26 protein-coding genes, 1 tRNA gene and 1 pseudogene are annotated in these 23,500 nt (G+C 73.1%); 16 read left to right on the forward strand and 12 right to left on the reverse strand.

What is annotated here, in order from left to right:
* Window position 1 precedes the first annotated feature (1 nt).
* From MKW14_RS02640 to MKW14_RS02650, 3 genes are all read right to left on the reverse strand, one after another.
* Complete coding sequence (locus tag MKW14_RS02640; protein WP_240858496.1) at window positions 2-1,405, reverse strand: glutamine synthetase family protein; 1,404 nt, start codon at window positions 1,403-1,405, stop codon at window positions 2-4.
* A gap of 25 nt (window positions 1,406-1,430) precedes the next feature.
* Window positions 1,431-2,243, reverse strand: a complete 813-nt coding sequence (locus MKW14_RS02645) for an SAM-dependent methyltransferase (RefSeq protein WP_240858498.1) — start codon at window positions 2,241-2,243, stop codon at window positions 1,431-1,433.
* 113 nt (window positions 2,244-2,356) lie between these two features.
* Window positions 2,357-3,187, reverse strand: a complete 831-nt coding sequence (locus MKW14_RS02650; protein ID WP_240858499.1) for a hypothetical protein — start codon at window positions 3,185-3,187, stop codon at window positions 2,357-2,359.
* A 1,283-nt stretch (window positions 3,188-4,470) separates the two neighbouring features.
* On the opposite strand from MKW14_RS02650, the gene MKW14_RS02655 reads away from it, so the two are divergent.
* The 10 genes from MKW14_RS02655 to MKW14_RS02700 all read left to right on the forward strand — a co-directional run bounded on the left by MKW14_RS02655 (window position 4,471) and on the right by MKW14_RS02700 (window position 14,694).
* Window positions 4,471-4,938 carry a potassium channel family protein gene (locus MKW14_RS02655; RefSeq protein WP_240858500.1) on the forward strand — a complete coding sequence of 156 codons (468 nt, stop codon included), beginning with the start codon at window positions 4,471-4,473 and terminating at the stop codon, window positions 4,936-4,938.
* Window positions 4,939-5,042: 104 nt separating this feature from the next.
* Complete coding sequence (locus MKW14_RS02660; protein WP_240858501.1) at window positions 5,043-6,467, forward strand: cytochrome P450 family protein; 1,425 nt, start codon at window positions 5,043-5,045, stop codon at window positions 6,465-6,467.
* A 382-nt stretch (window positions 6,468-6,849) separates the two neighbouring features.
* A complete protein-coding gene (locus tag MKW14_RS02665) occupies window positions 6,850-7,506 on the forward strand; it encodes a helix-turn-helix domain-containing protein (RefSeq protein WP_240858502.1) in 657 nt (218 codons plus the stop codon).
* 52 nt (window positions 7,507-7,558) lie between these two features.
* A complete protein-coding gene (locus tag MKW14_RS02670) occupies window positions 7,559-8,884 on the forward strand; it encodes a M24 family metallopeptidase (protein WP_240858504.1) in 1,326 nt (441 codons plus the stop codon).
* The gene (locus MKW14_RS02675) at window positions 8,884-9,861 is read left to right on the forward strand and encodes a thiamine pyrophosphate-dependent dehydrogenase E1 component subunit alpha (RefSeq protein ID WP_240858505.1); all 978 of its coding nucleotides are present in this window, start codon (window positions 8,884-8,886) and stop codon (window positions 9,859-9,861) included. Before MKW14_RS02670 ends, MKW14_RS02675 begins: the two co-directional genes overlap by 1 nt.
* The gene (locus MKW14_RS02680; RefSeq protein ID WP_240858506.1) at window positions 9,849-10,829 is read left to right on the forward strand and encodes an alpha-ketoacid dehydrogenase subunit beta; all 981 of its coding nucleotides are present in this window, start codon (window positions 9,849-9,851) and stop codon (window positions 10,827-10,829) included. Before MKW14_RS02675 ends, MKW14_RS02680 begins: the two co-directional genes overlap by 13 nt.
* 22 nt (window positions 10,830-10,851) lie before the next feature.
* Entirely contained in the window at window positions 10,852-12,204 is a 1,353-nt protein-coding gene (locus MKW14_RS02685) for an amidohydrolase family protein (protein ID WP_240858507.1), read from the forward strand.
* Entirely contained in the window at window positions 12,201-13,076 is an 876-nt protein-coding gene (locus MKW14_RS02690; RefSeq protein ID WP_240858508.1) for a cupin domain-containing protein, read from the forward strand. The genes MKW14_RS02685 and MKW14_RS02690 overlap by 4 nt, the downstream gene beginning before the upstream one ends.
* Window positions 13,073-13,762, forward strand: a complete 690-nt coding sequence (locus MKW14_RS02695) for an SDR family NAD(P)-dependent oxidoreductase (RefSeq protein WP_240858509.1) — start codon at window positions 13,073-13,075, stop codon at window positions 13,760-13,762. Before MKW14_RS02690 ends, MKW14_RS02695 begins: the two co-directional genes overlap by 4 nt.
* The gene (locus MKW14_RS02700) at window positions 13,759-14,694 is read left to right on the forward strand and encodes an NAD(P)-dependent oxidoreductase (protein ID WP_240858510.1); all 936 of its coding nucleotides are present in this window, start codon (window positions 13,759-13,761) and stop codon (window positions 14,692-14,694) included. The genes MKW14_RS02695 and MKW14_RS02700 overlap by 4 nt, the downstream gene beginning before the upstream one ends.
* Here MKW14_RS02700 and MKW14_RS02705 read toward each other — a convergent pair.
* From MKW14_RS02705 to MKW14_RS02730, 6 genes and pseudogenes are all read right to left on the reverse strand, one after another.
* Entirely contained in the window at window positions 14,684-15,496 is an 813-nt protein-coding gene (locus MKW14_RS02705) for an SAM-dependent methyltransferase (protein ID WP_240858511.1), read from the reverse strand. The two genes, MKW14_RS02700 and MKW14_RS02705, sit on opposite strands and share 11 nt — an antisense overlap.
* A gap of 62 nt (window positions 15,497-15,558) precedes the next feature.
* Window positions 15,559-16,204 (reverse strand): annotated as a pseudogene (locus MKW14_RS02710) (endonuclease).
* Window positions 16,201-16,533: a DUF3140 domain-containing protein gene (locus tag MKW14_RS02715; RefSeq protein WP_240858512.1), complete on the reverse strand. Its 333-nt coding sequence runs from the start codon at window positions 16,531-16,533 to the stop codon at window positions 16,201-16,203. Before MKW14_RS02715 ends, MKW14_RS02710 begins: the two are co-directional and overlap by 4 nt.
* A gap of 41 nt (window positions 16,534-16,574) precedes the next feature.
* A complete protein-coding gene (locus tag MKW14_RS02720) occupies window positions 16,575-17,057 on the reverse strand; it encodes a Dps family protein (protein ID WP_240858513.1) in 483 nt (160 codons plus the stop codon).
* A complete protein-coding gene (locus MKW14_RS02725) occupies window positions 17,054-17,311 on the reverse strand; it encodes a WhiB family transcriptional regulator (protein ID WP_240858514.1) in 258 nt (85 codons plus the stop codon). The genes MKW14_RS02720 and MKW14_RS02725 overlap by 4 nt, the downstream gene beginning before the upstream one ends.
* Window positions 17,312-17,362: 51 nt before the next feature.
* A complete protein-coding gene (locus tag MKW14_RS02730; RefSeq protein WP_240858515.1) occupies window positions 17,363-18,172 on the reverse strand; it encodes an alpha/beta hydrolase in 810 nt (269 codons plus the stop codon).
* A 138-nt stretch (window positions 18,173-18,310) separates the two neighbouring features.
* On the opposite strand from MKW14_RS02730, the gene MKW14_RS02735 reads away from it, so the two are divergent.
* The 5 genes from MKW14_RS02735 to MKW14_RS02755 all read left to right on the forward strand — a co-directional run bounded on the left by MKW14_RS02735 (window position 18,311) and on the right by MKW14_RS02755 (window position 20,643).
* On the forward strand, window positions 18,311-19,084 hold the full coding sequence (locus MKW14_RS02735; protein WP_240858516.1) for a sulfite exporter TauE/SafE family protein: 774 nt from the start codon (window positions 18,311-18,313) through the stop codon (window positions 19,082-19,084).
* 91 nt (window positions 19,085-19,175) lie between these two features.
* On the forward strand, window positions 19,176-19,340 hold the full coding sequence (gene rpmG / locus MKW14_RS02740; RefSeq protein WP_133048041.1) for a 50S ribosomal protein L33: 165 nt from the start codon (window positions 19,176-19,178) through the stop codon (window positions 19,338-19,340).
* A gap of 56 nt (window positions 19,341-19,396) precedes the next feature.
* Window positions 19,397-19,657, forward strand: a complete 261-nt coding sequence (locus tag MKW14_RS02745) for a type B 50S ribosomal protein L31 (protein ID WP_240858517.1) — start codon at window positions 19,397-19,399, stop codon at window positions 19,655-19,657.
* A gap of 40 nt (window positions 19,658-19,697) precedes the next feature.
* Entirely contained in the window at window positions 19,698-19,820 is a 123-nt protein-coding gene (gene ykgO / locus MKW14_RS02750; protein ID WP_240858519.1) for a type B 50S ribosomal protein L36, read from the forward strand.
* Between the two features lie 76 nt (window positions 19,821-19,896).
* The gene (locus tag MKW14_RS02755; protein WP_240858520.1) at window positions 19,897-20,643 is read left to right on the forward strand and encodes a cobalt-precorrin-6A reductase; all 747 of its coding nucleotides are present in this window, start codon (window positions 19,897-19,899) and stop codon (window positions 20,641-20,643) included.
* Here MKW14_RS02755 and MKW14_RS02760 read toward each other — a convergent pair.
* The 3 genes from MKW14_RS02760 to MKW14_RS02770 form a co-directional block, all read right to left on the reverse strand.
* Complete coding sequence (locus tag MKW14_RS02760) at window positions 20,630-21,115, reverse strand: hypothetical protein (RefSeq protein WP_240858521.1); 486 nt, start codon at window positions 21,113-21,115, stop codon at window positions 20,630-20,632. The genes MKW14_RS02755 and MKW14_RS02760 overlap by 14 nt on opposite strands.
* Before the next feature lie 158 nt (window positions 21,116-21,273).
* On the reverse strand, window positions 21,274-22,050 hold the full coding sequence (cobF, locus tag MKW14_RS02765; protein ID WP_240858522.1) for a precorrin-6A synthase (deacetylating): 777 nt from the start codon (window positions 22,048-22,050) through the stop codon (window positions 21,274-21,276).
* Window positions 22,051-22,555: 505 nt separating this feature from the next.
* Window positions 22,556-23,071, reverse strand: coding sequence for a DUF309 domain-containing protein (locus tag MKW14_RS02770; RefSeq protein WP_240858523.1), 516 nt, complete (start codon window positions 23,069-23,071; stop codon window positions 22,556-22,558).
* Between the two features lie 100 nt (window positions 23,072-23,171).
* Here MKW14_RS02770 and MKW14_RS02775 point away from each other — a divergent pair.
* Window positions 23,172-23,245 (forward strand) — tRNA-Pro (locus MKW14_RS02775).
* Window positions 23,246-23,500: the final 255 nt, after the last annotated feature.

Below are 23,500 nucleotides of genomic sequence, written 5' to 3' on the forward strand. Positions count from 1 at the left end.
CTCAGTACTTCCAGCGGTAGGCGGCCGCCACCTGCTCGTCCTCGTAGCCCTCGACCGCGGCGATCTCCCCCTGGCGTACGGCGATCACGGCGTCCGCGAGGACCGGCCCGAGCGCGGCCCGCAGCCGTTCGTCCGTGCGGAACTCCTCCACCGCCTCCCGCAGCGAGGCCGGCAGCCGGCGCACACCCCGGGCCGCCGCCTCGGCCTCGCCGAGGTGGGCCGGGTCGCCGGTGATCTCCTCGGGGAGCGGCGCGAACGAGGTCACTCCGTCCAGGCCGGCCGCGATGACGCAGGTCAGGGCGAGGTAGGGGTTGGCGGCCAGGTCGACCGGCTTGACCTCCAGGTTGGCGGCCCGCTCGCGCAGACCCGCGGTGCCGGTGACGATCCGCACCGCTGCCTCACGGGTCTCGCGGCCCCAGGCCGTGAACACCCCCGCCCACTGCGAGGGTTTGAGGCGCAGATAGCTGGCGGGGCTCGGCGCGGTGACGGCGGTGAGCGCGGGGAGGTGGGCGAGGACGCCCGCCGCGAAGGACTCGGCCTCGGGGGTCATGCCGTGGCGGCCGTGACCGCCGGAGTGCAGGTTGACGCCGTCGCGCCACGCGGAGAGGTGGAGGTGGCCGCCGTTGCCGACGCCCTGAGCGAAGACCGCCGGGGCGAACGACACCACGAGCCCGTGGCGCCCGGCGACCGCCCGGATCGTCTGCCGCACCAGCACACTGCGGTCGGCGGCGGCCACCGGGTCGAGCGCGCCCACCGAGATCTCGAACTGCCCGGCCGCGTACTCCGGATGGAGCTGCTCCACGTCCACGTCCTGTGCCGCCAGCGCGGCCAGCAGATCGGCGCCGTAGTCGCTCAACTCGACCTGCCGGGCGGCCCCGTAGGCCGGCCCGTGCAGCGCCGGGACGAAGTCCCCGGTGGCGGACGGGCCTTGGCCGACGGCCCACTCGATCTCGATGCCCGCCTCGAAGGACAGCCCGTGCCGTTCGGCGGCCTCGGTGACCAGCCGGCGCAGGACCGTGCGCGAGCACCCCGGATGCGGCTCGCCCTCCTGCGTGATCCGGTCGACCGGCGCCCACGCCCAGCCGGGCTGCCCCGCCAGGACGACGAGGTGGTCGAGGTCGGGGTAGAGCCGCAGATCGCCGTCGGGGGAGCCGAGGACGTCCGTGGTGACGATGGAGTCGTTCGCCAGGAAGGTGTCGAACACCGGTGACATGCCGACGCCCCAGGCCGCGGCGGAGGCGAGCTTCGCCGTGGGGATCGTCTTCACCCGGCCGATGCCGGCCGTGTCGACGTAGGCCAGCACGACGCCGTGCACGCCCTGCCCGGACAGTTCACCGCTCAGGGCCCTGGCCCGGTCGACGTCGCCCGGGCGGCCGCCGGGGACGGGATCGGTGAGGGTGGTCATACGTCCTCCACGGTCGAGACGTCCGTCAGGGTTTCACGGCCACCGCGCCGTACTGCGGGACCGCGGCGGGGGAGTCCGCCTCGGCGCGCCACCGGGAGCAGGACACCAGGCCCGGCTCCAGCAGGTCGAGTCCCTCGAAGAAGGCGGCGATGTCGGTGCCGGTGCGGGCGGTGATGGGCGGGGTGGCGTTCTCGTTCCAGAACTTCATCGCCGGGATCTGGCCCTCGCCGCCGAGTTCCTCGTCGGTGGTCGGGTGGGTGAGGGCCAGGTAGCTGCCGGAGGGGACCGCGGCCATGATCTCCCGTGCGATCTCCCGCGCCTTCTCCACGTCCAGCACGAAGTTGAGGATGCCGAGCATCATCACGCCGACGGGCTTGGTGAAGTCCAGGGTGGCGGCGGCGCGTTCGACGATGACGGCGGGGTCGTGGACGTCGGCCTCGATGTAGTCGGTGACGCCCTCGGGGGTGCCGGTCAGCAGGGTGCGGGCGTGCGCGAGCACGATGGGGTCGTTGTCGACGTAGACGATGCGCGCGTCCGGGGCGATGCGCTGGGCGATCTGGTGGGTGTTGTCCGCGGTCGGCAGCCCGGTGCCGATGTCCAGGAACTGCCGTACCCCGCGCTCCTCGGCGAGGAACCGCACCGCCCGGCCCAGGAACCAGCGGTCCGCGCGGGCGATCTCCCGGATGACCGGGAACATCCCGGCGACCTGCTCGCCGACCTGCCGGTCGACCTCGTAGTTGTCCTTGCCGCCGATCCAGTAGTTCCACACCCGCGCGTTGTGCGCCACACCGGTGTTCAGCCTGGCCGACCCGCCCGAAGGGGTGTGGCTCTCACTCACGACTCAGCTCCTCCTCGCACCGCCCGCGGCTGTCGCCGCCATTGTGCCGCCCGGTGATCACACTGTCCCGGGATCGGCTGATCAGGCGTGCGGAATCGGCCAGTCGCCGTCCGTCAGCGGGTGCGGCCGGGGCCGGGGGCCGGGGTCTTGCCCGCCTTGACCTGCTTCAGCCGCTGGGCGCCCTCCCGGACGGCCAGTTCGAGGGAGTCGTGCGCGCCGCCGGTCAGACCGCCGGCGGTGACGGTGATGGCGTCGTTGCCCACGCGTACGGCGGCCACGTCCAGGGTGAGCGTGGCGGGTTCGCCGTTCGAGGTGCCCTGCACCGTCACGTTCAGGCCCTGCCGGGCGTCACCTTGGGTGGGTACCGAGGAGGTGGTCACCTGGACCGTCCGCTTGCCGCCCTTGGCGTCGGTCGCGGTGAACTGGTCGCACTTGACCGGCAGCGTCTTCATCCAGCCCAGGGCGGCGCTCAGACGGACGGGGTTGTAGGCGGCGACCTGGTACAGCAGCCGGGAGTCGCCCTGCTGGAACCCGGCCAGCGCCGAGGCGCCCGTCGGCTTGCCCAGCAGATCGTCGTCGTAGAGGGAGTCGAGCAGCCGCTGGCAGTCGGCGGCGTTGGTCTTCGCGGTCAGGAAGGCGGCGACGTCGACCTTGCCGACGAGGAGGGTGTCGCCCCAGTGCTCGGCGCCCTTGGCCGGGGTCCAGCCGCCCTCCAGGTCCGTCATGGTGATCAGCGCCGCCTCGGCGCCGGCCTGGGTGAGCCGGGCGGACGGCGTCGAGGTGGGCGCGGACGCCCGGGCGAGGGGCGAGGCGGCGAGGTCGGTGGGCGTGGCACCCCCGCCCGCGCCGTCGCCGCCGTCCGAGCAGGCCGCGGTGGTCAGCAGCGCGCCCACGGCCAGCGCGGAGGCGAGCACACGGACGGGCCGTGACGGACGTCGGATCATGACGGAGGCCTCCTGAGCAACAGACGGTTCACGCCCCAGCGCACCACCCCCCACCCCGACCCACCAGCGCACCGGTCCGGACGGGTGAGCACCGCCCCGCCGTCCGGCGGGGCACGGGGCTGGTGGAGCTGAGCGCTGCCCTCCGCCCACCGGTCCTGAGGCTGGAGGGTGAGTGCCGTCGAGGGCGCACCGGTCTGGGGGCGTGAGGGCCGCCCACATCCACCGACCGCGCGGCTGGGTGCCGCCCGTCTGTGCACCGGTCCGGGCGGGTCGGCGCCACCGTCGCCCATCGGGGTACCGGTCCCGGAGGCGTGCCGCCGCCCACTGCTGCTCGCCACCCGGTCCGGAGGGGTGAGGGCCGCCTTCCGCCCACCGGGTCTTGAGGCTGGGGGGTGAGTGCCGTCGACCGGCGCACCGGTCCGGGGATGTGAGGGCCGCCCGCTGGCCGCGCGGCTGGGTGCCGCCAGTGCGCACCCGTCCGGGCGGGTCGGCGCCACCCGTCGCCCATCGGGATACCGGTCCCGGAGGCGTGCCGCCGCCCACTGCTGCTCGCCACCCGGTCCGGAGGGGTGAGGGCCGCCTTCCGCCCACCGGGTCTTGAGGCTGGGGGTGAGCGCCGTCGACCGGCGCACCGGTCCGGAGCTGTGAGGGCCGCCCACACCCGCCGACCGCGCGGCTGGGTGCCGCCAGTGTGCACCCGTCCGGGCGGGTCGGCGCCACCGTCGCCCATCGGGGTACCGGTCCCGGAGGCATGGCGCCGCCCGTTGCTGCTCGCCATCCCGGTCCGGAGGGGTGAGGGCCGCCTTCCGCCCACCGGGTCTTGAGGCTGGGGGGTGAGTGCCGTCGACCGGCGCACCGGTCTGGAGCCGTGAGGGCCACCCTCCGCCCACCGGTCCTGAGGCCGGAGGGTGAGTGGCGTCGGCTGGCCCACCGGGGCTTGAGGCCGGAGGGTGAGTGCCGCCCGCCGTCTACCGGCGCACCTGCCCGCGCAGGTGACGCCGCCCACTGCCCACCGCCCGCCGACCGCGCGGCTGGGTGCCGCCCGCCGGCGTACCGGGTCGGGCGCGTGAGTGCCGGCCACCGCCTGCCGGCGCATCTGCCCGCGCAGGTGAGCGCCGCCCACGACTCGCCGGTCCCACTGCTGGGTGCCCCCACCGCCCGCCGGCGCACCGGTCCGGAGGGGTGGGTGTCGGGTGCTGCGACTCGAACGCTCCGTCCCGCGTGCCCGGACAGCCGGGTGCGATGACACTGGCCCCATGCCGACCCCTCCCACGGAGTGATGCGTGCTCCCCGGATTCCTCGCCCGCGTGGCCCAGTTGCTGGTCGGCCGCCAGGGGCGGTCGCTGCACCTGCGGGCGGCCGGTGGTGCGACGGTCGTGCTCGGGGTGGTGATGCTGGTCGGCTCCTGGGCCGTCGTCGTCGCCGAGGACGGCGCGCCCCGCGCCAACCTGAGGACGTATCCGCAGGCGCTGTGGTGGTCGATCGAGACGGCGACGACCGTCGGATACGGCGACTTCTACCCGGTGACCCTCGGCGGCCGGATCATCGCCGCCGTCGTGATGATCGTCGGCATCACGACGTACGGCATGGTCACCGCCGCCCTGGCCACCTGGTTCGTCGGCCGGGAACAGCAGCGGCGGCACCATCTCGCCCGTAGCGCCGAGGAGTTGGGCGAGGAGACCGCCCACGCCCTGCACGAACGCTTCGACCGGCTGGAGCGGTTGATGGCGGGCAAGGGCGAACGGGGCTGAAAGCGCCCGGACCACCCGCGCGTACCCCCGCCCTGTGACGGACGGGACACGTGAGGTAAGGTCCCTGCGGTTTACGGGCGGAGTCGTAAGGGGGCCACGGAGCCATGGAATCCCACCTGGTCGACATAGGCGGCGCGGCCTCGGGCGAGGCGCGGCTCGAGGAGCTCGCCCCACAGCCGCTGCTGACCCGGGACTACGAGACCCGGCCTGCGCTCGTCTACGAGCGACTGCGCGACCTGCACGGCCCGGTCGCGCCGGTCGACCTGCTGGGCGTGCCCGCCTGGCTGGTGCTCGGCTACCGCGAGTCGCTGCAGGTGCTCCAGGACGACGCCGCCTGGCCCAAGGGGCTGGAGAACTGGCGGGCCCGCTCCGAGGGCCGGGTGCCCGCCGACTGGCCGCTGGGCCCCTCCCTGGAGGTCAACCACGTCCTGATCCAGGGCGGCCCCGCCTACCCCGCCCTCCGCTCCGCCTGGGACACCGCCCTGCGCCCGTTCCAGGACCCGCGCCAGCCGCAGGCGAGGCGCCTCAGGAACGCCGTCACGGGCTACGCCGACGAGCTGATCAGCCTCCTCGCCCAGGGCGGCCGCACCGGCCACGCCGACCTCTCGGCGCAGTTCTCCCGCCCGCTGCCGCTGATGGCGGCGAGCCATCTGCTGGGCTTCCCCGGCTCCCAGGGCGACGACGCGCTGATGGACATGTGGCGCGTCCTCGACGCGGGACCGGACGCCGAACCCGCCCTGGAACGCCTGCTGGTGACGCTCGGCGAGCTCGCCGCCGCCAAGATCGAGAAGCCGGGCGACGACTTCCCCTCCCTCCTGGTCGCCGCCCACCCCGACCTCCCGGTCGACGCGCTGGCCCGGGAGCTGTTCATGCTGCTCGGCATGACCTCCGACCACGTCGGCATCCTCATCTCCAACACCGTCGTCGAGGTGATCTCCGGCGACCGGGAGGGCGGGGTGCGCAGCGCGCTGTCCGCCGGGATGGTCCGCGAGACCATGAACCGGGTCGTCATGCGCAAGCCGCCGCTGGTCAACTTCGTGCCGCGGTTCGCCGCCGAGGACACCCGGCTCGGCAACTACACGATCCGCGCCGGGGACCCCGTGTGGGTGTCCTCCGCCGCCGCGCACGCCGACCCGCTGTTCGCCGGGCAGATGACCACGGGCTCCAGCATCAGCAGCCGGGCCCATCTCTCCTGGGGCGCGGGCCGCCGCCAGTGTCCCGCCCGCGAGCTGGCCTCCACCATCGCGATGGCCGGCGTGAGCCGTGTCTTCGAACGCTTCGACCACCTGGAACTCGCCCTGCCGGTCGACCAACTCCCGTGGCGCTCCTCGCCGTTCATGCGCGGCCTGCGCTCCCTGCCGGTGCGGTACGAACTCGCCGGGCCGGTGCCGGCCCGCCCGCCGGTGCCGGTGACGGACGTCCCGGGTGCCCCGGACGTCCCCGACGCGCCTGCGGGGCCGGACCAGGCGGCCAAGCGGCGGTCCTCGCTGTGGCGGTACCTGGCCGGGCTGATCCGCTCGAACGGCTGATCCGCCGGGGCTCGTCAGGGCTGGGCATGGCCGTTCCACCAGGCCCAGGCCGCGATCTCGACCCGGTTCCGGAGCACAGCGCCGTACACGTACGCGTCGAGGTCGAAGGGTCAACGGAGCGGGTGCGGCCGAGGCCCCCAGGGCGACCGCGGCGGTCGCGCCCCCGGTCACTCCGACGACGACCTTGCTGCGCTGCATCACGTACTCCTGACGGCTGAGGGGCCGTGCCCCGACGGTGCGGACTCCACCCTCGGCCCTGGACGCCGGCGCGCACCTCGGCCGAAAGGCCACACCCCGTTGACCGAACGCCCGATCCCTGGTGCCGTGGGCGGCCGGGGCTGTTCAATGGTGCTGCACATTCCGCGCCGTGAGAGGAGCCGCCGTGTCCCCCGCCGCCGTGCCGCCCGTCGGGGCGCGCATCCGGCAGGCACGCCTGGCCAGGGGCGTCAGCCTGCGGGCCCTCGCGCGGGAGATCGGCGTCTCCGCCAGCCTCGTCTCCCAGATCGAGACCGGCAAGAGCCAGCCCTCCGTGAGCACGCTGTACGCCATCACCACCGCCCTGTCGATCTCCGTCGAGTCGCTCTTCGACGCGTACGAGGACCAGGGCGCCCTCGCCCCCGCGGCGACCGCGTCCGGCGCCCCCGCCACCGTCCTGCACGCCCTCGCCGCCTTCGCCGCCGACCCCGGCCGCCGCATCGGCCCCCTGGTCACCGGCGGTGAGCGCGAGACACTGGAGCTGGACTCGGGCGTGGTGTGGGAGCGCCTCGGCCATGTCCCCGGCACCGACGTCGACTTCCTGCAGGTGACCTACCGGCCGGGCGGTTCCTCCTCCAGCTCCGGCGGTCTGATGCGGCACGCCGGCACCGAGTACGGCTATCTCGTCTCCGGCGAGCTCGTCCTGACCCTCGGCTTCGACGAGCACACCCTGCGCCCCGGCGACGCCGTCTGCTTCGAGTCGACGACCCCGCACCGCTACCGCAATGATGGAGCTGAGCCGGCCGTCGGCGTCTGGTTCGTGTTCAGTCAGGGTGTTCAGTAACACTTGACAGTCGCGGACGGCGGTCGTCTACTCCCCAGTGGGGGTGGTCGCCATGGCGATCCGCACATATGGACCCAATGCCGTCGACTGGGAAGAGCGCGTCGACCTGGACCGGCTGCGCAAGCAGCGCCTGGCCCGGCTCCACGACACCCTGAACCGCTCCTCGCTGGGCGCGGTGCTCAGTTTCGACTTCGCCAACATCCGCTACATGACCGCCACGCACATCGGCACCTGGGCGATGGACAAGCTGATCCGCTTCGCCCTGCTGGTACGCGGCGGCGAACCGGTCGTCTGGGACTTCGGCTCCGCGGCCCGCCACCACCAGCTCTACAACCCGTGGCTGGACTACAGCGACGGCAAGGGCGGCCCGCCCACCGGCGCCCGCGCCGGGATCTCCACCCTGCGCGGAGCCTTCCACCCGGACGCCGGGATCGCCGAGGACGTGGCCCGCAAGATCGCCACCGAGCTGCGCGAGCACGGCCTCGCGGACGAACCGCTCGGCGTCGACGTCGCCGAGATGCCGGTCCTCACCGCCCTGCGCGCCGAGGGCATCGACGTCGTAGACGGTCAGCAGGTCTTCCTGGAGGCCCGCCGCACCAAGACCGGCGACGAGATCTCCCTGCTCACCCAGGCCTGCGCGATGGTCGACGCGGCCTACGAGGAGCTGTACGGGTATCTGAGGCCGGGCGTGCGCGAGAACGAGTGCGTGGGACTCGTGAGCAAGGTGCTGTACGACCTCGGCAGCGAGTACGTCGAGGGCGTCAACGCCATCTCCGGGGAACGCTGTTCACCCCACCCGCACGTCTACAGCGACCGCCTGGTCCGCCCCGGCGACCCCGCCTTCTTCGACATCCTGCACAGCCACCTCGGCTACCGCACCTGCTACTACCGCACCTTCGCCGTCGGCAGCGCCTCCCGCGCCCAACGCGACGCCTACGTCCGCTGCCGCGAGTTCATGGACGAGGCCATCGCCCTCGTCCGCCCCGGCGCGACCACCGCCGACATCGTCCGGGTCTGGCCGCGCGCCGAGGAGTTCGGCTTCGCCGACGAGACCGCCGCGTTCGCGCTGCAGTACGGCCACGGGGTCGGCCTGTCGATCTGGGAGAAGCCCATCTTCAGCCGGCTGGTCTCCCTCGACCACCCCGAAGTCCTCGAAGAGGGCATGGTGTTCGCCCTGGAGACCTACTGGCCGGCCGCCGACGGCTGGTCCGCGGCCCGGATCGAGGAGGAGCTGGTCGTCACCGCCGACGGCTGCGAGGTCATCACCAAGTTCCCGGCCGAGGAACTGCTCGTCGCGGGCCGCAAGTACTGGACGGTCGGCGGCGAGCTGAACACCCGGCGCGAGTCCCAGTCCCATCTCAACACCCGGGACCGCTGATGGAAGCGACGGAACTCCTCAGCCTGTACGAGCGGATGGCCCTCATCCGCCGCACGGAGAAGGCCGCGCACGACCTGTTCATGTCCGGCCTGGTCAAGGGCACCACCCATCTGGCCGCCGGGCACGAGGCGATCGCGGTCGGCGCGAGCGCCGCCCTGCGCCCCGACGACTACGTCTTCGCCACCTACCGCGGCCATCACCACGCCATGGCCCGCGGCGCCACGCCGGAGGAGTGCCTCGCCGAACTCATGAGCCGGGCGACGGGGCTGTGCGCGGCCAAGGGCGGCTCGATGCACCTCACCAAGGCGTCCGCGAACATGCTCGGCTCCTACGCCATCGTCGGCGCCCACCTCCCCATGGCCGTCGGCGCCGCCTGGTCGGCCCGGCTGCGGGGCACCGGACAGCTCGCGGTCGCCTTCTTCGGCGACGGCGCCACCAACATCGGCGCCTTCCACGAGGCGCTCAACCTGGCCGCCGTGTGGAAGCTGCCGGTGCTGTTCGTGTGCGAGAACAACCTGTACATGGAGTACACGCCGATCGCCGACGTCACCGCCGTGGCCCGCCCCGCCGCCGACCGGGCGCCCGCCTACGGCGTCCCCGGCGAGGTCGTCGACGGCAACGACGTCGTCGCCGTACGGGAGACCGTGGCCGCCCTCGCCGAGCGGGCCCGTGCGGGAGACGGGCCCGCGATCGTCGAGGCCGAGACCTACCGGCACTTCGGGCACAGCCGCGCCGACCCGGCCGCCTACCGGCCGGCCGAGGAGGTCGAACGCTGGCTCAAGCACGACCCGTTGGACCTGGCGCGCGGACGGCTCGCGGAGCTGGGCGTCGACGAGCAGACGCTCAGCGCCGCCGACGAACGCGCCCGTGACGCCGTACAGCGGGCGGTCGACGCGGCGAAGAACGCGCCGCCGCCGGATCCGCGGGAGGCGCTGACCGACGTGTGGGCGGACGGAGGTGCGGCATGGCGGACGTGATCACCTACCGGGAGGCCGTCGCCGAGGGCATCGCCCGTGAGATGCGCCGGGACCCGGCCGTGGTCTGCCTCGGGGAGGACATCGCCGAGGCGGGCGGGGTGTTCAAGACGACCGTCGGACTGCTGAAGGAGTTCGGGCCCGAGCGGGTGTGGGACACGCCGATCTCCGAACAGGCCATCGTGGGCGCGGCGATGGGTGCCGCGATGACCGGGATGCGGCCGGTCGCCGAGATCATGTTCTCCGACTTCCTGGCCTGTTGCTGGGACTACCTCGCCAACGAGATACCCAAGGTGCGGTATATGACGGGCGGTCAGGTCACGGTCCCGCTCGTCGTGCGCACCGCCAACGGCGGCGGCCTCGGCTTCGGCGCGCAGCACTCCCAGGCCACCGAGAACTGGGCGCTGACCGTCCCCGGCCTGAAGATCGCCGCCCCGGCCACCCCCGCGGACGTCGTCGGCATGATGGCGGCCGCGATCCGCAGCGACGACCCGGTCGTGTTCTTCGAGCACAAGGGGCTGCTGGCGAGCAAGGGCGCCCCGCCGCCGCCCGGCCATGTGGTGGAGCTGGGCCGCGCCGCCGTCGTCCGCGAGGGCGCCGACGTCACCCTGGTCGCCCTCGCCTCGATGGTGCCGGTGGCCCTGACCGCCGCCTCGCGGCTGGCCGCGGAGGGCATCGACGTCGAGGTCGTCGACCTGCGCAGTCTGATCCCGCTGGACACCGCGACCGTCCTCGCCTCCCTGGGAAGGACCTCGCGGCTGATGACCGTCGAGGAGAACCCGTACCAGGGCGGCTGGGGCGCGACCCTCGTGTCGGTCGTCGCCGACGAGGGGTTCGGACTGCTGGACGCGCCGGTGCGGCGGATCGCGGCGGAGTGCGTCCCGCTGCCGTTCGCGGACGCCCTGGAGGAGCAGGTCATCCCCACCGTAGACAAGGTCGTGGCGGCCGTGAGGAGCCTCGCCGCGTACTGAACACCCCTGAGGAGGAAGCGCGATGACCGATCGGACACTCCTTCGCGCCGGGCACGTCATCTCGATGGACCCCGCCGTCGGGGACCTGCCGCGGGGGGACGTCCTCGTCGAGGACGGCAGGATCGCCGCCGTACGGCCGGAGATCAGCGCCGACGCCGAGGTGCTCGACATGACCGGCAGGATCGTGATCCCCGGGTTCGTCGACACCCACCGTCACACCTGGGAGGCGCCGATCCGGGGAGTCGCCCCCGACGCCACCCTGGACGACTACTTCGTGGACATCCTCGACACCTTCGCCCCGCTCTACACCCCCGAGGACGTGTACGCGGGCAACCTCGCCGGCGCCCTGGAATGCCTCAACGCCGGGATCACCACCCTCGTCGACTGGTCCCACATCAACAACACCCCCGAGCACCCGGACGCCGCGGTCCAGGCCCTCACCGAGACCGGCATCCGCGCCCAGTACGCGTACGGCAGCGCCAACACCTCCCTCGCCGACTACTGGTTCGAGAGCAAGATCGCGATTCCCGGCGACGACGTCCGCCGGATCCGGGCCAAGTACTTCGCCTCCGACGAGGGTCTGCTCACCATGGCCCTGGCCACCCGCGGCCCCGGCTTCTGCCTGAACGACGTCGTCGCCTCCGAATGGGCCCTCGCCCGCGAACTGGACATCCCGATCACCGTGCACGTGGCGATGGGCCGCCTGGCCGGCCGCTTCGGCATGGTGAAGCAGCTGAACGACCTCGGTCTGCTCGGCCCGGACACCACCTACATCCACTGCTGCTACCTCCACGAGGACGAGTGGCGGATGGTCGCCGACAGCGGCGGCACGGTGTCCGTCGCGCCGCAGGTGGAGACCCAGATGGGGCACGGCTGGCCGCCCGTGATGAAGGCGATCGAGCACGGCCTGCGGCCCTCCCTGAGCATCGACGTCGTCACCACCGTCCCCGGCGACATGTTCACCCAGATCCGCGCGGCCTTCGGCGCCGAGCGGGCCCGGGTCAACGCGGACTGCTGGCAGGCCAACATGCCGGTTCCGAGCACTATGTTGACGGCACGTCAGATGCTGGAGATCGCGACCCTGAACGGCGCGCACGTCGCGGGACTGGAACACCGCACCGGTTCCCTGACCCCCGGCAAGCGCGCCGACGTCGTCGCCGTCGACGCCACCGCGCTGAACGTGGCGCCGGTGCACGACCCGGCCGCCGCGGTCACGCTGTCGGCCGACGTGTCCAACGTCGACCTGGTCATGGTCGACGGAGTGATCCGCAAGCGGGACAGGAAGCTGACGGCCGACGTCGCACGGGCCCGGCGCCTGGTCGAGGAGTCCCGTGACCGGCTGCTGGCCGCGAAGGAGGCGAAGAAGACGGCATGACACGGCACTTGGTGCGCCGGGCCGCCGACCTGCCCACGCCGCTCTTCGACCGGCTCGACCACCGGCGCACGACGCTGGTCGGCGAGGAGGACGGCAGCGTGCACACCGGCTTCGGGCTGAACGAACTGCGGCCCGGCGGCCGGGTGCGGGCCCATGTCCACTCCTACGAGGAGAGCTTCCACGTCCTCGACGGGACCGTGGTCCTCGACCTGCCCGAGGGCACGTACCTGCTGGAGGAGGGCGACTACGGCCTGCTGCCGACCGGCGTCCCGCACGCCTGGCGCGGCGCCGGGGACACCGTCGCCCGCTGGGCGGACATGCTGGCGCCGGTCCCACGGGCCCGCTACGGGTACGACACCCAGACGGTGCCCGAACTGCCCGCGCGCGACCCCGCCCGCATCGACGTGCGCGACCCGCGCACCCGCCTGTTCGGCCACTTCGAGCCCGCCCAGATGGACCCCGGAAAGCAGTCCCAGGACCTCCTCGCGGTCTCGGCGAGCATGCGCACCGCCCTGCTCGTCTACAGCGGCATCACCGTGAAGACGATGGTCGACAGCGACCTCGGCGCGGTCGCCTCGACCATGTTCATGGTCCAGTACGCCCCGGACGGGGTCGCCGGCACGCACGACCACCCCTTCGAGGAGACGTACTTCTTCCTGGAGGGGGAGGCCGAGGCGGTGTTCGACGGGGAGATCCACCGGCTCGGACCCGGCGACTGCGCCTGGGCGGGCGCCGGTTGTGTGCACGGCTTCTCCAACACCGGTTCCGGACCCCTGCGTTGGCTGGAGACCCAGGCGCCGCAGCCACCGCCCCGCCACTCGTACCGGTTCACCCGGGACTGGGAGTATCTGAGGGAGGCCCTGGAGTCATGAGCAGTGTGCTCGTCGTGGGCGGTACGTCGGGCATCGGCCGCGAGTTCGCCCGGGTCCGCGCGGAGCGGGGCGACGAGGTCGTCCTCACCGGCCGGGACGCCGAGCGGGCCGCCGCGGTCGCGAAGGAGACCGGCGCCCGCGGCCTCGCCCTCGACCTGTCCCGGCCGCGTGAGATCGCCGAGGCGCTGGCGGACGTCGGCCGCGTCGACCACCTGGTCCTCGCGGGCGTCTCCCGCGACGAGAACCGGGCCACCGACTACGACATCACCGCGGCCCTGCGCCTGGTCACCCTCAAACTCGTCGGCTACACCGAGGTCGTGCACGTGCTGCGGCCCCGGATGACCGACGACAGCGCCATCGTGATCTTCGGCGGACAGGCCAAGGAGCGCCCCTATCCGGGCGCGACGACGGTGGCCACGGTCAACGCGGGCGTACGGGGCCTGGTGAACACCCTCGCCGTCGAGCTGGCGCCCGTCCGGGTCAACGCGGTCCACCCCGGGGTGGTCGGCGACAGCCCGTACTGGAAGGCGAAACCCGAGGAGGTGCTGGCCGCGCTGCGCGCCAAGACCCCGACCGGGCGGCTCGCCACCATGGCGGACGTCGTGGACGCCGTCGACTTCCTGCTGCGCAACCGGTCCGTCAACGCGGTGGAGTTGAGCGTGGACGGGGGGTGGCTGCTCGGATGACCGAAACCCCGCCCACTGCCGACGCGACCCGCACCGCACCGACAGCCGACGTGCCCCGCACCGGACCGGCGGTCGCCGTGATCGGCACCGGCCGGATGGGCGCCGCCATGGCCGTCCGGCTGCGTGCGGCCGGCTTCCCGGTCACGGCGTACAACCGCACCCGCACCAAGGCCGAGGCCACCGGGGCGGCCGTCGCCGCCACACCCCGCGAGGCAGCCGCCGCCGCGGACGTCGTCCTCGTCTCGCTGGCCGACGACAGCGCCGTCACGCAGGCGTACGGCGGCCCCGACGGCATCGCCGCCGGTGTCCGTCCCGGCACGGTGGTCCTGGACACCAGCACCGTCGCGCCGGACACGGTCGCGGCGCTGGAGCCCCTGGTCGCGAAGGCGGGCGGAATCCTTCTGGACGCCCCCGTCTCCGGCAGTGTCAGCGTCGTCGAGCGGGGCGCGCTCACGGTCATGGTCGGCGGCGACATCGCGGCCCTGGCGCGGGCCCGGCCCGTGCTGGACGTGCTGGCATCCCATGTCGTCCCCCTCGGACCGGTCGGCACCGGTGCCGCGATGAAGCTGGCGGTCAACTCCCTTCTCATGGGCCTGAACCAGGCCCTCGCGGAGGCCCTCGTCCTGGCCGAGCGGGCGGGGGTGGACCGGGAGTCGGCGTACGAGGTGTTCGCCTCGGGCGCCGCCGGGGCGCCGTTCGTGCGCTACAAGAAGGACGCGTATCTGCGTCCGGACGGCACCCCGGTCGCCTTCACCCTCGACCTCGTCGCCAAGGACCTCGACCTGGCCCTCGCTCTCGCCGAGCGCGTGGGGGCGCGGGTGCAACAGGCCTCCGTCAACCGGCAGTTGGTGGGGGAGGCCGTCGAGAAGGGCTTCGGCGAGCGGGACCTGAGCGCGCTCGCCGAGTTCCTGCGCGGCGGCCTCAGCGCTTGAGGCCGACGCCGCCGTAGAGCGACACCGGGCCCTCGCCGTCCGGTGTCTCCTCCACCGCGAGCTCGGGGTGCCAGTCGACCAAGGACACGATCCCGGGGTCGACGACCTCAAGGCCCTTGAAGAATCCTGCGGTCTCGTCCTGGGACCGGGCCACCAGGGTCACCCCGCCCGCCGCGTACGCCTCGACGCCCCGTCGCACCTGCTCCGGCTCGAAGTCGGCGGTCAGGGCGGACAGCACCAGGAAGCTGCCCGGCGCGAGGGCGTCGACGAGGGTGCCCACCAGGTCGTAGGCGCCGTCCTCGTCCGCGACGAAGTGCATCAGGGCGATCAGGGACAGCGCGATGGGGCGGTCGAAGTCCAGGACGCGGGCCGCCCGTTCGAGGATCGCCGCCGGATCGCGGACATCGGCCTGGAGGTACTCCGTGACGCCCTCCGGAGTGCCGTGCAGCAGCGTCTCGGCGTGGGCGAGGACGATGGGGTCGTTGTCGACGTAGACGACCCGGGCGTCCGGCACGCTGCGCTGAGCGATCTGGTGGAGGTTGGGCCGGGTGGGGATGCCCGTGCCGATGTCGAGGTACTGGCGGATTCCCGACTCCTCGGCGAGCAGCCGCGTGGCCCGCCGCATGAACCGGCGGTTGGCCCGCGCGACCCGCGGCGCACCGCTGTCGATCGACATGATCCGCCGGCCCAGCTCCTCGTCGACCGGGTAGTGGTCCTTGCCGCCGAGGAACCAGTCGTAGACCCGGGCCGGGTGCGGCCTGGCGGTGTCGATGCGCCGGGCGGCCGGCTCGGTCCCCGTCACGTACTGCTCCTCTGCTCGCGTCGTCCGACAGTCCGACAGGACGTTCGAGCAGTCTGGCACGGTCACGCGGCGCGACGGAGACTGTCTTCGGCCACCTCCTTGTCCAGCGCGGCCCGCACCAACGCGGCCGCCAGAACGGCCGGTTGGGTGTCCCCGGCGAGCTTCACGAGCCGGTCGGGATTCTTCGGCAGCCCCAGCCGCTCCGCTCCGTCGAGCGCCTTGCGGTCCAGGTAGGGCCACGTCCGGCCACACCCGCTGGACCTCGCGCAGGAAGATGTCCGCGCCGGCCGGCCCGATCCCGGGTATCTCCTGCAGCAGCCGCCGCAGTTCACCGACGTCGCCGTCCGCCTCCTCGCGCATCCGGCGCAGATCACCGCCCCACCGGTCGAGCAACAGCCGTGCTCCGTCGTCGAGTTGGGTGGCCGTGCGCTCGTCGTAGCGCCGGTATCCGCCCCGGCCGAGCGCGTCGACGCGCTCCTGCCAGTCGGCCTCGGCGGTGCGCCGCGGATCGCGCAGCCCGGCCCGGGACAGCTCCCGGGCCGTGGCGAGCGCGATCGACCCGCGGATACGGGCGCTGAGCAGCAGCGCGAGGACCAACAGCCGGTACAGCGGCTGCGGGGTGTCCCGCAGCGTGATGCCCGCCTCCTCGGCGAACGTCCGCCCGTGCGCGCCCACCAGCTCCCGCACCAGACGCCGTTGGTCGGTCACGGCCTGAGCGGGTCGTGCCCGAGCGTCATCAGCAGGTGCCGGCGCCGGGTCTCCTCCGGCTCCGGCTCGTTCTCCACCTCGGCCTGCGCGGTCACCGTGTCCACCACCTCGTACATCACCTCGATGTCCTCCTCGGTGAGGTCGGTGCGCCGCTTCTGCAGGATCGCCAGAACGTGCCGGCCGGTGGGCGAGCCCGCGTGCTCGGGCAGCGGCTCGGTGCTCTCGTCGGCGTCGCTCACCCGCAGCCAGGCGGCGAGCTCCTGCGAGGTCATGTTCACCACGCGGTGGAAGTCCTCCCACAGCGCGTCGAGTTCGAGGGCGTCGGTCATCGCGTCCCCTTTCCGTGCGTACGTGCTCGGCCGCGCCCCGCTCAGTCCTCGCGGGGGAAGTTCTCGGCCTCGAACATCCACCGCTGCTTCTCCAGGTCGGCGGTGATGGCGATCAGCAGGTCCTGGGTGACCGGATCCGGCTCCTCGGTCGCGGCGATCCGCTCGCGCAGCCGCCCGATGGCCGCCTCCAGCGACTCCACCACCAGCCGCACGACCTCGGTGTCGCGCTGCCAGCCGTCCTTGGAGCCCGGCAGGGTGTAGGACGCGGCGATCGTCTCCGGCCGGCCGTCGGGCGGCAGGCCCAGCGCGGCGGACCGCTCCGCCACCGTGTCGGCGTACGTGCGTGCCATGTCCACGACCTCGTCGAGCTGCAGATGGATCGAACGGAAGCGCGGGCCCACGATGTTCCAGTGCGCCTGCTTGCCGATCAGTGAGAGCCCGAGGAGATCGACGAGTGTGCTCTGCAGCGCCTCACCGGCGACCTTGCGGGCCGGCTCGGGCAGCGTGCTCTTCACCACGGTCATACGGTGCTTCTCCTTCTGGCGTCGGTCGTGCCGGTACGGAGCAGTGCGACGCGTTCGGCCTCGTGGGTGCCGCCCCAGACCCCCGAGAGCGGCCCGCTGGCGAGCGCGTAGTCGAGGCACTCGACGGCGACCGGGCAGCGGGCGCAGACACGTTTGGCGGCGGCGATGTCCCGCAGCGCCGGTCCTTCGGTGCCGACGGGGAAGAACAGCTCGGGGTCCTCACCCACGCAGGCCGCCCTGCGCAACCACTCCATGCGGGCGCGGGTGCCCCGGGGCCCGCGCGGCAAACGCCACGCATGTCCGTCTCAGCCCTTGACCACACCGTCCAGGAAGCGGACGAGCTCCGCGAAGACCTCGGCCCTGTTCGTCTCGTGGAACACCTCGTGCCGGGCGCCCGGGAAGACCCGCTCGGTGAGGACGCCGCCGCTCAGCCGCTCCACCCCGACCCGGCTCCCGGCGAGCGGCACCAGCCGGTCGTCGTCGCCGTGCAGCCACAGCACCGGCAGCCGGCCGACGTCACCGCCCTCGGCCACCCGCCGGAGCGTCCGCGCGAACGCCTCCACGGTCGGCCGCTTCATCGGCCCGTGCCACACCAGCGGATCCGCCCCGTACGCCGCCCCGACCGCCGGGTCCCGGGAGAGCGCGGCCGGACTGATCGGCGTGTCCGGGATCTCGTCGAGCGCGAGCAGCCGCCCCGGCAGCGCCCAGGCCCCGATCACCGGCCCGGACAGCACGAGGGCGGCGAGCTCGTCGCCGTACCGCTGGGCGTACCGGGCGGCGATCAGCCCGCCCATCGAGTGCCCGACGAGCACGACGGGCAGCCCGGGGTACGCGGCCCGGGCCGGCTCGGCCACCGCGTGCAGGTCACCGACGACCTCCTCGAAGTCCTCGACCAGCACCCGCTCACCGTCCGACTTCCCGTGCCCGAGATGGTCGGGTCCGAAGACGGCGGCCCCGTGCCGCCCGAGCACCCCGGCCAGTTCCTCGTACCGCCCGATGTGCTCCCCGTAGCCGTGCGCGATCAGCGCCAGGTACCGCGGCCGCTCATGGGGCCACTCACGGGCGACGAGGGCGCCCCGGCTCCCGGCCAGGACGTGCTCGCGGGCATCGGCCATGTCTCCTCCAGCTGAAGGGGCGGGGAGTCCCGTCCTCGTCGGCGGCTCCCGGAACGTCGGGGCACCCGGAACGTGGGGTGCCAACCAGCGAGACGGTACTTACCGCACCGGTTGTCCGCACATAGCATCGGTTCCCGCATGAACACGATGACGCTCTGGCACATAACCGGCTGGGAGTTCGCCGCCCTCGCCTGCGCCGCCCTCCTCGTCGGCTTCTCCAAGACCGCCGTGAGCGGCGCCAACACGGTCAGCCTCGCCATCTTCGCCGCGGTGCTGCCCGCCCGCGCCTCCACCGGCGTCCTGCTGCCCATCCTGATCGTCGGCGACGTCCTGGCCGTCCTCACCTACCGCCGGCACGCCCACTGGCCGACCCTCTGGCGTCTGTTCCCGGCGGTCGCCGCGGGCGTGGTCGTGGGCACGCTGTTCCTGGTGTGGGCCGACGACCAGGTCGTACGGACGTCGATCGGCGCGATCCTGCTGCTCATGGCCGGGGTGACAGTGTGGCGGCGGCGCACGGCGCAGACCGAGGACGAACCGGACTCGGTGACCACCCGGACCGGCCGCCTCAAGGCCCGCTCCTACGGCGTCCTGGGCGGCTTCACCACGATGGTCGCCAACGCGGGCGGCCCGGTGATGTCGATGTACCTGCTCTCCGCCGGCTTCCGCAAGCTCGGCTTCCTCGGCACGTCGGCGTTCTTCTTCCTGATCGTCAACGTCTCCAAGGTTCCCTTCAGCGCCGGGCTCGGCCTGATCGACGGCCACTCGCTGCTCCTCGACGCCGCGCTCGCGGTGTTCGTCGTGCCCGGCGCGTTGCTCGGCAAATGGGCTGTGAACCGCATCAACCAGCGGCTTTTCGAGCAACTCGTGATCGCGGCGACGGTCATCGGCGGACTCCAGCTGCTCCTGCGCTGAGACGGGAATGCGACGGGGGCCGGTGCTGTTACACCGCATGTGATTGACATGCCTGGATCAAAGATTCGGGCGTGGGCGAAGGGAGGACCTCATGGCACGCAGTACCGCGCGCCCCGTCGTCAAGCTGAAGTCGACGGCCGGAACCGGTGTCACCTACGTGACCCGCAAGAACCGCAGGAACGACCCCGACCGGCTCGTCCTGCGCAAGTACGACCCGGTGGCCGGCGCGCACGTCGAGTTCCGCGAGGAGCGCTGAACCAGCCGGAGCGGGCCCGCACCGTCGGGCCCGCGGTCCCCGAGGAGGTAAACCCCGTGAAGCCCCGCATCCATCCCGAATCCCGGCTCGTGGTCTTCCGCGACCGCGCCGCGGACACGGCGTTCCTGACCCGCTCCACCGCCGACTCGTCCCGGACGATCGAGTGGGAGGACGGCAACACCTACCCCCTGATCGACGTCGAGATCTCGTCGGCGTCCCACCCCTTCTACACCGGCAGGGCGCGGGTCCTGGACAGCGCCGGCCGAGTCGAACGCTTCGAGCGCCGCTACGGCCGTACCGCCGCTGCCCGCGCCTGACGCGTCCGAGGAGCGACACGAGCACGAGGAGGACAGCCCCATGAAGGTGCGCAAGTCCCTGCGTTCCCTCAAGGCCAGGCCCGGCGCCCAGGTGGTGCGCCGACGCGGTGTGGTCTATGTGATCAACAAGAAGGATCCGCGCTTCAAGGCCCGCCAGGGCTGACGCGGACAGCTACGGCCGCCCGGGCACCCCTGCCCGGGCGGCCGTTCCTCGTCCCCCATCTCGTACGCTCCCTCCCATGTCCCCGCACGTCCTCGTCCTCGGCGGCACCACCGAGGCCCGCGAACTGGCCGCCGTCCTCGCGGCACGGCCCGGCGTCCGCGTCACCACCTCGCTCGCCGGGCGGGTGAGCCGGCCGGGCGCGCTGGCCGGGGACGTACGGGTCGGCGGGTTCGGCGGGGCCGAGGGGCTCGCCGAGTGGCTGCGGGAGCAGCGGGTGGACGCGCTGGTCGACGCCACGCACCCGTTCGCCGGGACGATCACCGCGAACGCCGCGCGGGCCGCGGCGGCCACCGGCGTGCCCGCCGTCGTGCTGCGCCGCCCGGGCTGGCGGCCCACCCCCGGCGACCACTGGCACCCGGTCCCGTCCCTGACCGCCGCCGCCGACCTGCTGCCCCGCCTCGGCAGCCGGATCTTCCTCACCACCGGACGCCTGGGCCTGGCGGCCTTCGCCCACCTGGGCGACCTGCACTTCGTCGTACGCTCGGTGGAACCGCCCGAGCCGCCCCTGCCGCCGCACACCGAAGTGCTGCTGGGGCGCGGCCCGTTCACGGTGGCCGACGAGACCGCGCTCCTTCGCGAGTACCTGATCGACGTCCTGGTCACGAAGGACAGCGGGGGAGCGGCGACGGCGGCGAAACTGACCGCCGCCCGCGAACTCGCCCTGCCCGTCGTGGTCGTAGAACGCCCACCGCTGCCGGACGGCGTCACTCCCGTACCCGACGTGGCCGCGGCCCTCGACCGGCTGGGCCTCAGCCTGTCGTGACGGACGCCCGCATACGGTCGATCACGCGCAGCACCTCGGCGCGGTTCTTGGCGCTCTTGATCCACGCGGGAAGCCGCGCGACCAGCGTCATCTTCCGCCCGGTGTCGTACCAGGGCGCTCGTTCCCGCAGGTCGGCGGCGACGAACCGCCTGATGAGATCCAGGTGTTCGAGGTTGTACGCCCACAGCTCACCGTGCCGGGTGTCGGCTCGCAGCCACAGCGGAGGCCGGTGACAGGTCCGGCTCGCGCGCGCCGACGGGCGGGAGGGGCCGATGTCGATCCGGGACAGGCCGCAGGACCGGCAGACCACACGCCGTTCCGGGTACGTCACCCCGCGGGCGTCGGGCGTGCGGCCCGGCCGCCGCCCGTAGTGGGCGACGCGGTCGCAGCGCGGGCAGCGGACGAGCAGCGACGCGCTGAAGTCGTACACCGTGCTGCGCGGGTCGTGGAACCGGACGGGTGAGGCGGACATGCGCCGTGTATGACCACCGCCGCGTCCGCGCGGCACGCGTTTTTCCGGGGCCGCCTTGAGACGGCCGACCCGCGCGCCGTGCCCCGAGACCGGACACGGTCGCGGGCAGCGCCGTGCCCACGCGCCTGTGCCGGACCGTCCGCTCGGGTGGGCCCCGCCTAGCGCTCCCCGGGATGTCTGCGCAGCAGATACGTGTCCATGATCCACCCCTTGCGCTCCCTGGCCTCGGCGCGCAGCCGCTCGATGCGCGGCGCGGCCTCGGCGATCGGGCCGGAGGCGAGGATCTCGTCGGGGGTGCCTATGTAGGCGCCCCAGTAGATGTCGATGTCCTGGTCCGCGTACTGGCGGAAGGTCTGGTGCGCGTCCAGCATCACCACGACGTCGTCCACCCCCTCGGGGAAGCCCTCGGCGAGCCGCCGTCCCGTGGTGATCTGGACGGGCCGGGCGACCCGGTTGAGCCCGGTCCGGTGCCGGGCGACCAGCGCCGAGACACTGCTGATGCCGGGCACGACGTCGAACGTGAAGTCGACCGCGCCCCGCTCCAGCACCTCCTCGAGGATCCCGATCGTGCTGTCGTACAGCGCGGGGTCCCCCCACACCAGGAACGCCCCGGTCTCCTCCTCGCCCAGCTCCTCGGCGATCAGCCGCTCGTAGATCCCGGCCCGGGCGCTGCGCCAGTCGCCGACGGCGGGGGAGTACGCCGCGCCGCCCGCCGTGCGGTCCCGCTCCGGGTCCCGCGCCTCGACCACCCGGTACGACGCGCCGTCCGGCAGGTGCGCCTCCAGCATGTCCCGGCGCAGCCGCGTCAGGTCGCTCTTCACCTCGCCCTTGTCCAGGACGAAGAACACGTCCGTGCCGCGCAGCGCCCGCACCGCCTGCAGGGTCAGCTGGTCGGGGTCGCCCGCGCCGATACCGATGACATGAATCTTTCGCACGCCCCGAGTCTGCCGCACGGCACTGACAACGCGGACACCGCGTCGGGTCGGGTGAGCAGGAAGGACGGCCGCCCGCCTCGGATCATCCCCGAAGGCCGGGGCATGCGCGTCGGCGCGTCATCCGCGAAGCTGGGGCCGACCGCGCGCGTCATCCGCGAAGCTGGGGCCGACCGCGCGCGGGTCGTTCGTGAAGCCGGGGCTGGGCGTTCGCGGTCGCCCTGAAGCCGGGGTCGGCCGGTGGGGGGTCAGCCCCGAGGTGGGGCCGGGCGTTCGCGGGCGAGCCCTGTGGTGGGGGCCGGGCGTTCGCGGGCGAGCCCTGAGGCCGGGGTACGTCGTTTGCGGGCGAGCCCTGAGGCCGGGGTAGGCCATTTGCGGGTCAGTCCCGAGGTGGGTTCGGCCGCTCAGGGGTTCTCCGCGAAGCCGGAGTCGGCCGCTCACCGGTCATCTGCGAAGTCGGAGTCGGCCTCACTGGTCATGCGCGAAGTCGGAGTCGGCTGTTCTCCGGTCATCCGCGAAGCCTCGGAGCCCGCTCCGCCGCGTCGATGATCTCGCCGCCCCGCTCGACTGCCTCCGCCAGCTCCCGGGCCCAGTCCGCCAGCGACGGTAGATCCATCCCGTACGGCACCGGCCGCCCCGCGTCCGCCGCCCACTCCTCCACGGCCTCGGCGCCGCGCCGCAGCAGTCGGGGACCGCCCGTGAGGTTGCCCCGGGCGGAGTGCGTGAGACCGACGGCGAGCTGGGCGAGCCCCCGCCACAGCTGCCGTTCCTCCTCCGGCCCCGACTTCCAGGCGTCCTCGAACACCTCGTGCGCGTGGAACGGCTTCCCCGCGTCCAGCAGCTCCTGCGCCTCGGCGACTGTTTGCAGCGGAGTCCGTACGACCCCCTCCGGCTGCCGCTCCACCCCGGCCGCGCCGTACGGCAAGGGCCGCCCCAGCCCGTCCCGGGGCCGGGCGTTGCGGGCCCGGCCCTCCCCGTCCCGGTCCCGTCCCGTCACCGACCGCCCTGCGGATGCGCTGCCCATACGCCGATTGTGCCGCGCCCGGCGGCCCGCTTCGGGGCTGCCCCCGTCGTGGGGTAAAGTGCTGTTCACGTGATCACGCGGTCCACCGCGCGGCACGCACCGGGACGTGGCGCAGCTTGGTAGCGCACTTGACTGGGGGTCAAGGGGTCGCAGGTTCAAATCCTGTCGTCCCGACGGTGCGAAGGGTCTTCGCAGGCGAGAGCCTGCGGGGGCCCTTTTCCGTATGGCCGGAGGAGAGCCAGGGCCGTCCGGACGCGGGACGCGGTGATCTCCGCCGTACCGCACCGCGCACTCGATTTGCGATCTTCATTGGATCACTCTTTGCTGGAATGGTCCGATCAAGCGGGACTGCTTGAACTCCCTCATCACCGCCCACGGCCCGTGGGCGTGCCGGTCTCATGAGCGCTGAACGGGCGCCCGGCCTCGTGG

Origin of the sequence: Streptomyces gilvus (assembly GCF_022513565.1) — a bacterium.
GTDB classification, from domain to species: Bacteria; Actinomycetota; Actinomycetes; order Streptomycetales; family Streptomycetaceae; genus Streptomyces; species Streptomyces gilvus.

Coding starts and splice junctions, on each gene's coding strand:
- rpmG (WP_133048041.1), top strand. CDS start 19,176: ATGGCACGCAGTACCGCGCGCCCCGTCGTCAAGCTGAAGTCGACGGCC.
- MKW14_RS02755 (WP_240858520.1), top strand. CDS start 19,897: ATGTCCCCGCACGTCCTCGTCCTCGGCGGCACCACCGAGGCCCGCGAA.
- MKW14_RS02730 (WP_240858515.1), bottom strand. CDS start 18,172: ATGGCCGATGCCCGCGAGCACGTCCTGGCCGGGAGCCGGGGCGCCCTC.
- MKW14_RS02770 (WP_240858523.1), bottom strand. CDS start 23,071: ATGGGCAGCGCATCCGCAGGGCGGTCGGTGACGGGACGGGACCGGGAC.
- MKW14_RS02650 (WP_240858499.1), bottom strand. CDS start 3,187: ATGATCCGACGTCCGTCACGGCCCGTCCGTGTGCTCGCCTCCGCGCTG.
- MKW14_RS02700 (WP_240858510.1), top strand. CDS start 13,759: ATGACCGAAACCCCGCCCACTGCCGACGCGACCCGCACCGCACCGACA.
- MKW14_RS02680 (WP_240858506.1), top strand. CDS start 9,849: ATGGCGGACGTGATCACCTACCGGGAGGCCGTCGCCGAGGGCATCGCC.
- MKW14_RS02675 (WP_240858505.1), top strand. CDS start 8,884: ATGGAAGCGACGGAACTCCTCAGCCTGTACGAGCGGATGGCCCTCATC.
- MKW14_RS02695 (WP_240858509.1), top strand. CDS start 13,073: ATGAGCAGTGTGCTCGTCGTGGGCGGTACGTCGGGCATCGGCCGCGAG.
- MKW14_RS02660 (WP_240858501.1), top strand. CDS start 5,043: ATGGAATCCCACCTGGTCGACATAGGCGGCGCGGCCTCGGGCGAGGCG.
- MKW14_RS02690 (WP_240858508.1), top strand. CDS start 12,201: ATGACACGGCACTTGGTGCGCCGGGCCGCCGACCTGCCCACGCCGCTC.
- MKW14_RS02640 (WP_240858496.1), bottom strand. CDS start 1,405: ATGACCACCCTCACCGATCCCGTCCCCGGCGGCCGCCCGGGCGACGTC.
- MKW14_RS02670 (WP_240858504.1), top strand. CDS start 7,559: ATGGCGATCCGCACATATGGACCCAATGCCGTCGACTGGGAAGAGCGC.
- MKW14_RS02735 (WP_240858516.1), top strand. CDS start 18,311: ATGAACACGATGACGCTCTGGCACATAACCGGCTGGGAGTTCGCCGCC.
- MKW14_RS02715 (WP_240858512.1), bottom strand. CDS start 16,533: ATGACCGACGCCCTCGAACTCGACGCGCTGTGGGAGGACTTCCACCGC.
- MKW14_RS02720 (WP_240858513.1), bottom strand. CDS start 17,057: ATGACCGTGGTGAAGAGCACGCTGCCCGAGCCGGCCCGCAAGGTCGCC.
- ykgO (WP_240858519.1), top strand. CDS start 19,698: ATGAAGGTGCGCAAGTCCCTGCGTTCCCTCAAGGCCAGGCCCGGCGCC.
- MKW14_RS02685 (WP_240858507.1), top strand. CDS start 10,852: ATGACCGATCGGACACTCCTTCGCGCCGGGCACGTCATCTCGATGGAC.
- MKW14_RS02725 (WP_240858514.1), bottom strand. CDS start 17,311: ATGGAGTGGTTGCGCAGGGCGGCCTGCGTGGGTGAGGACCCCGAGCTG.
- MKW14_RS02760 (WP_240858521.1), bottom strand. CDS start 21,115: ATGTCCGCCTCACCCGTCCGGTTCCACGACCCGCGCAGCACGGTGTAC.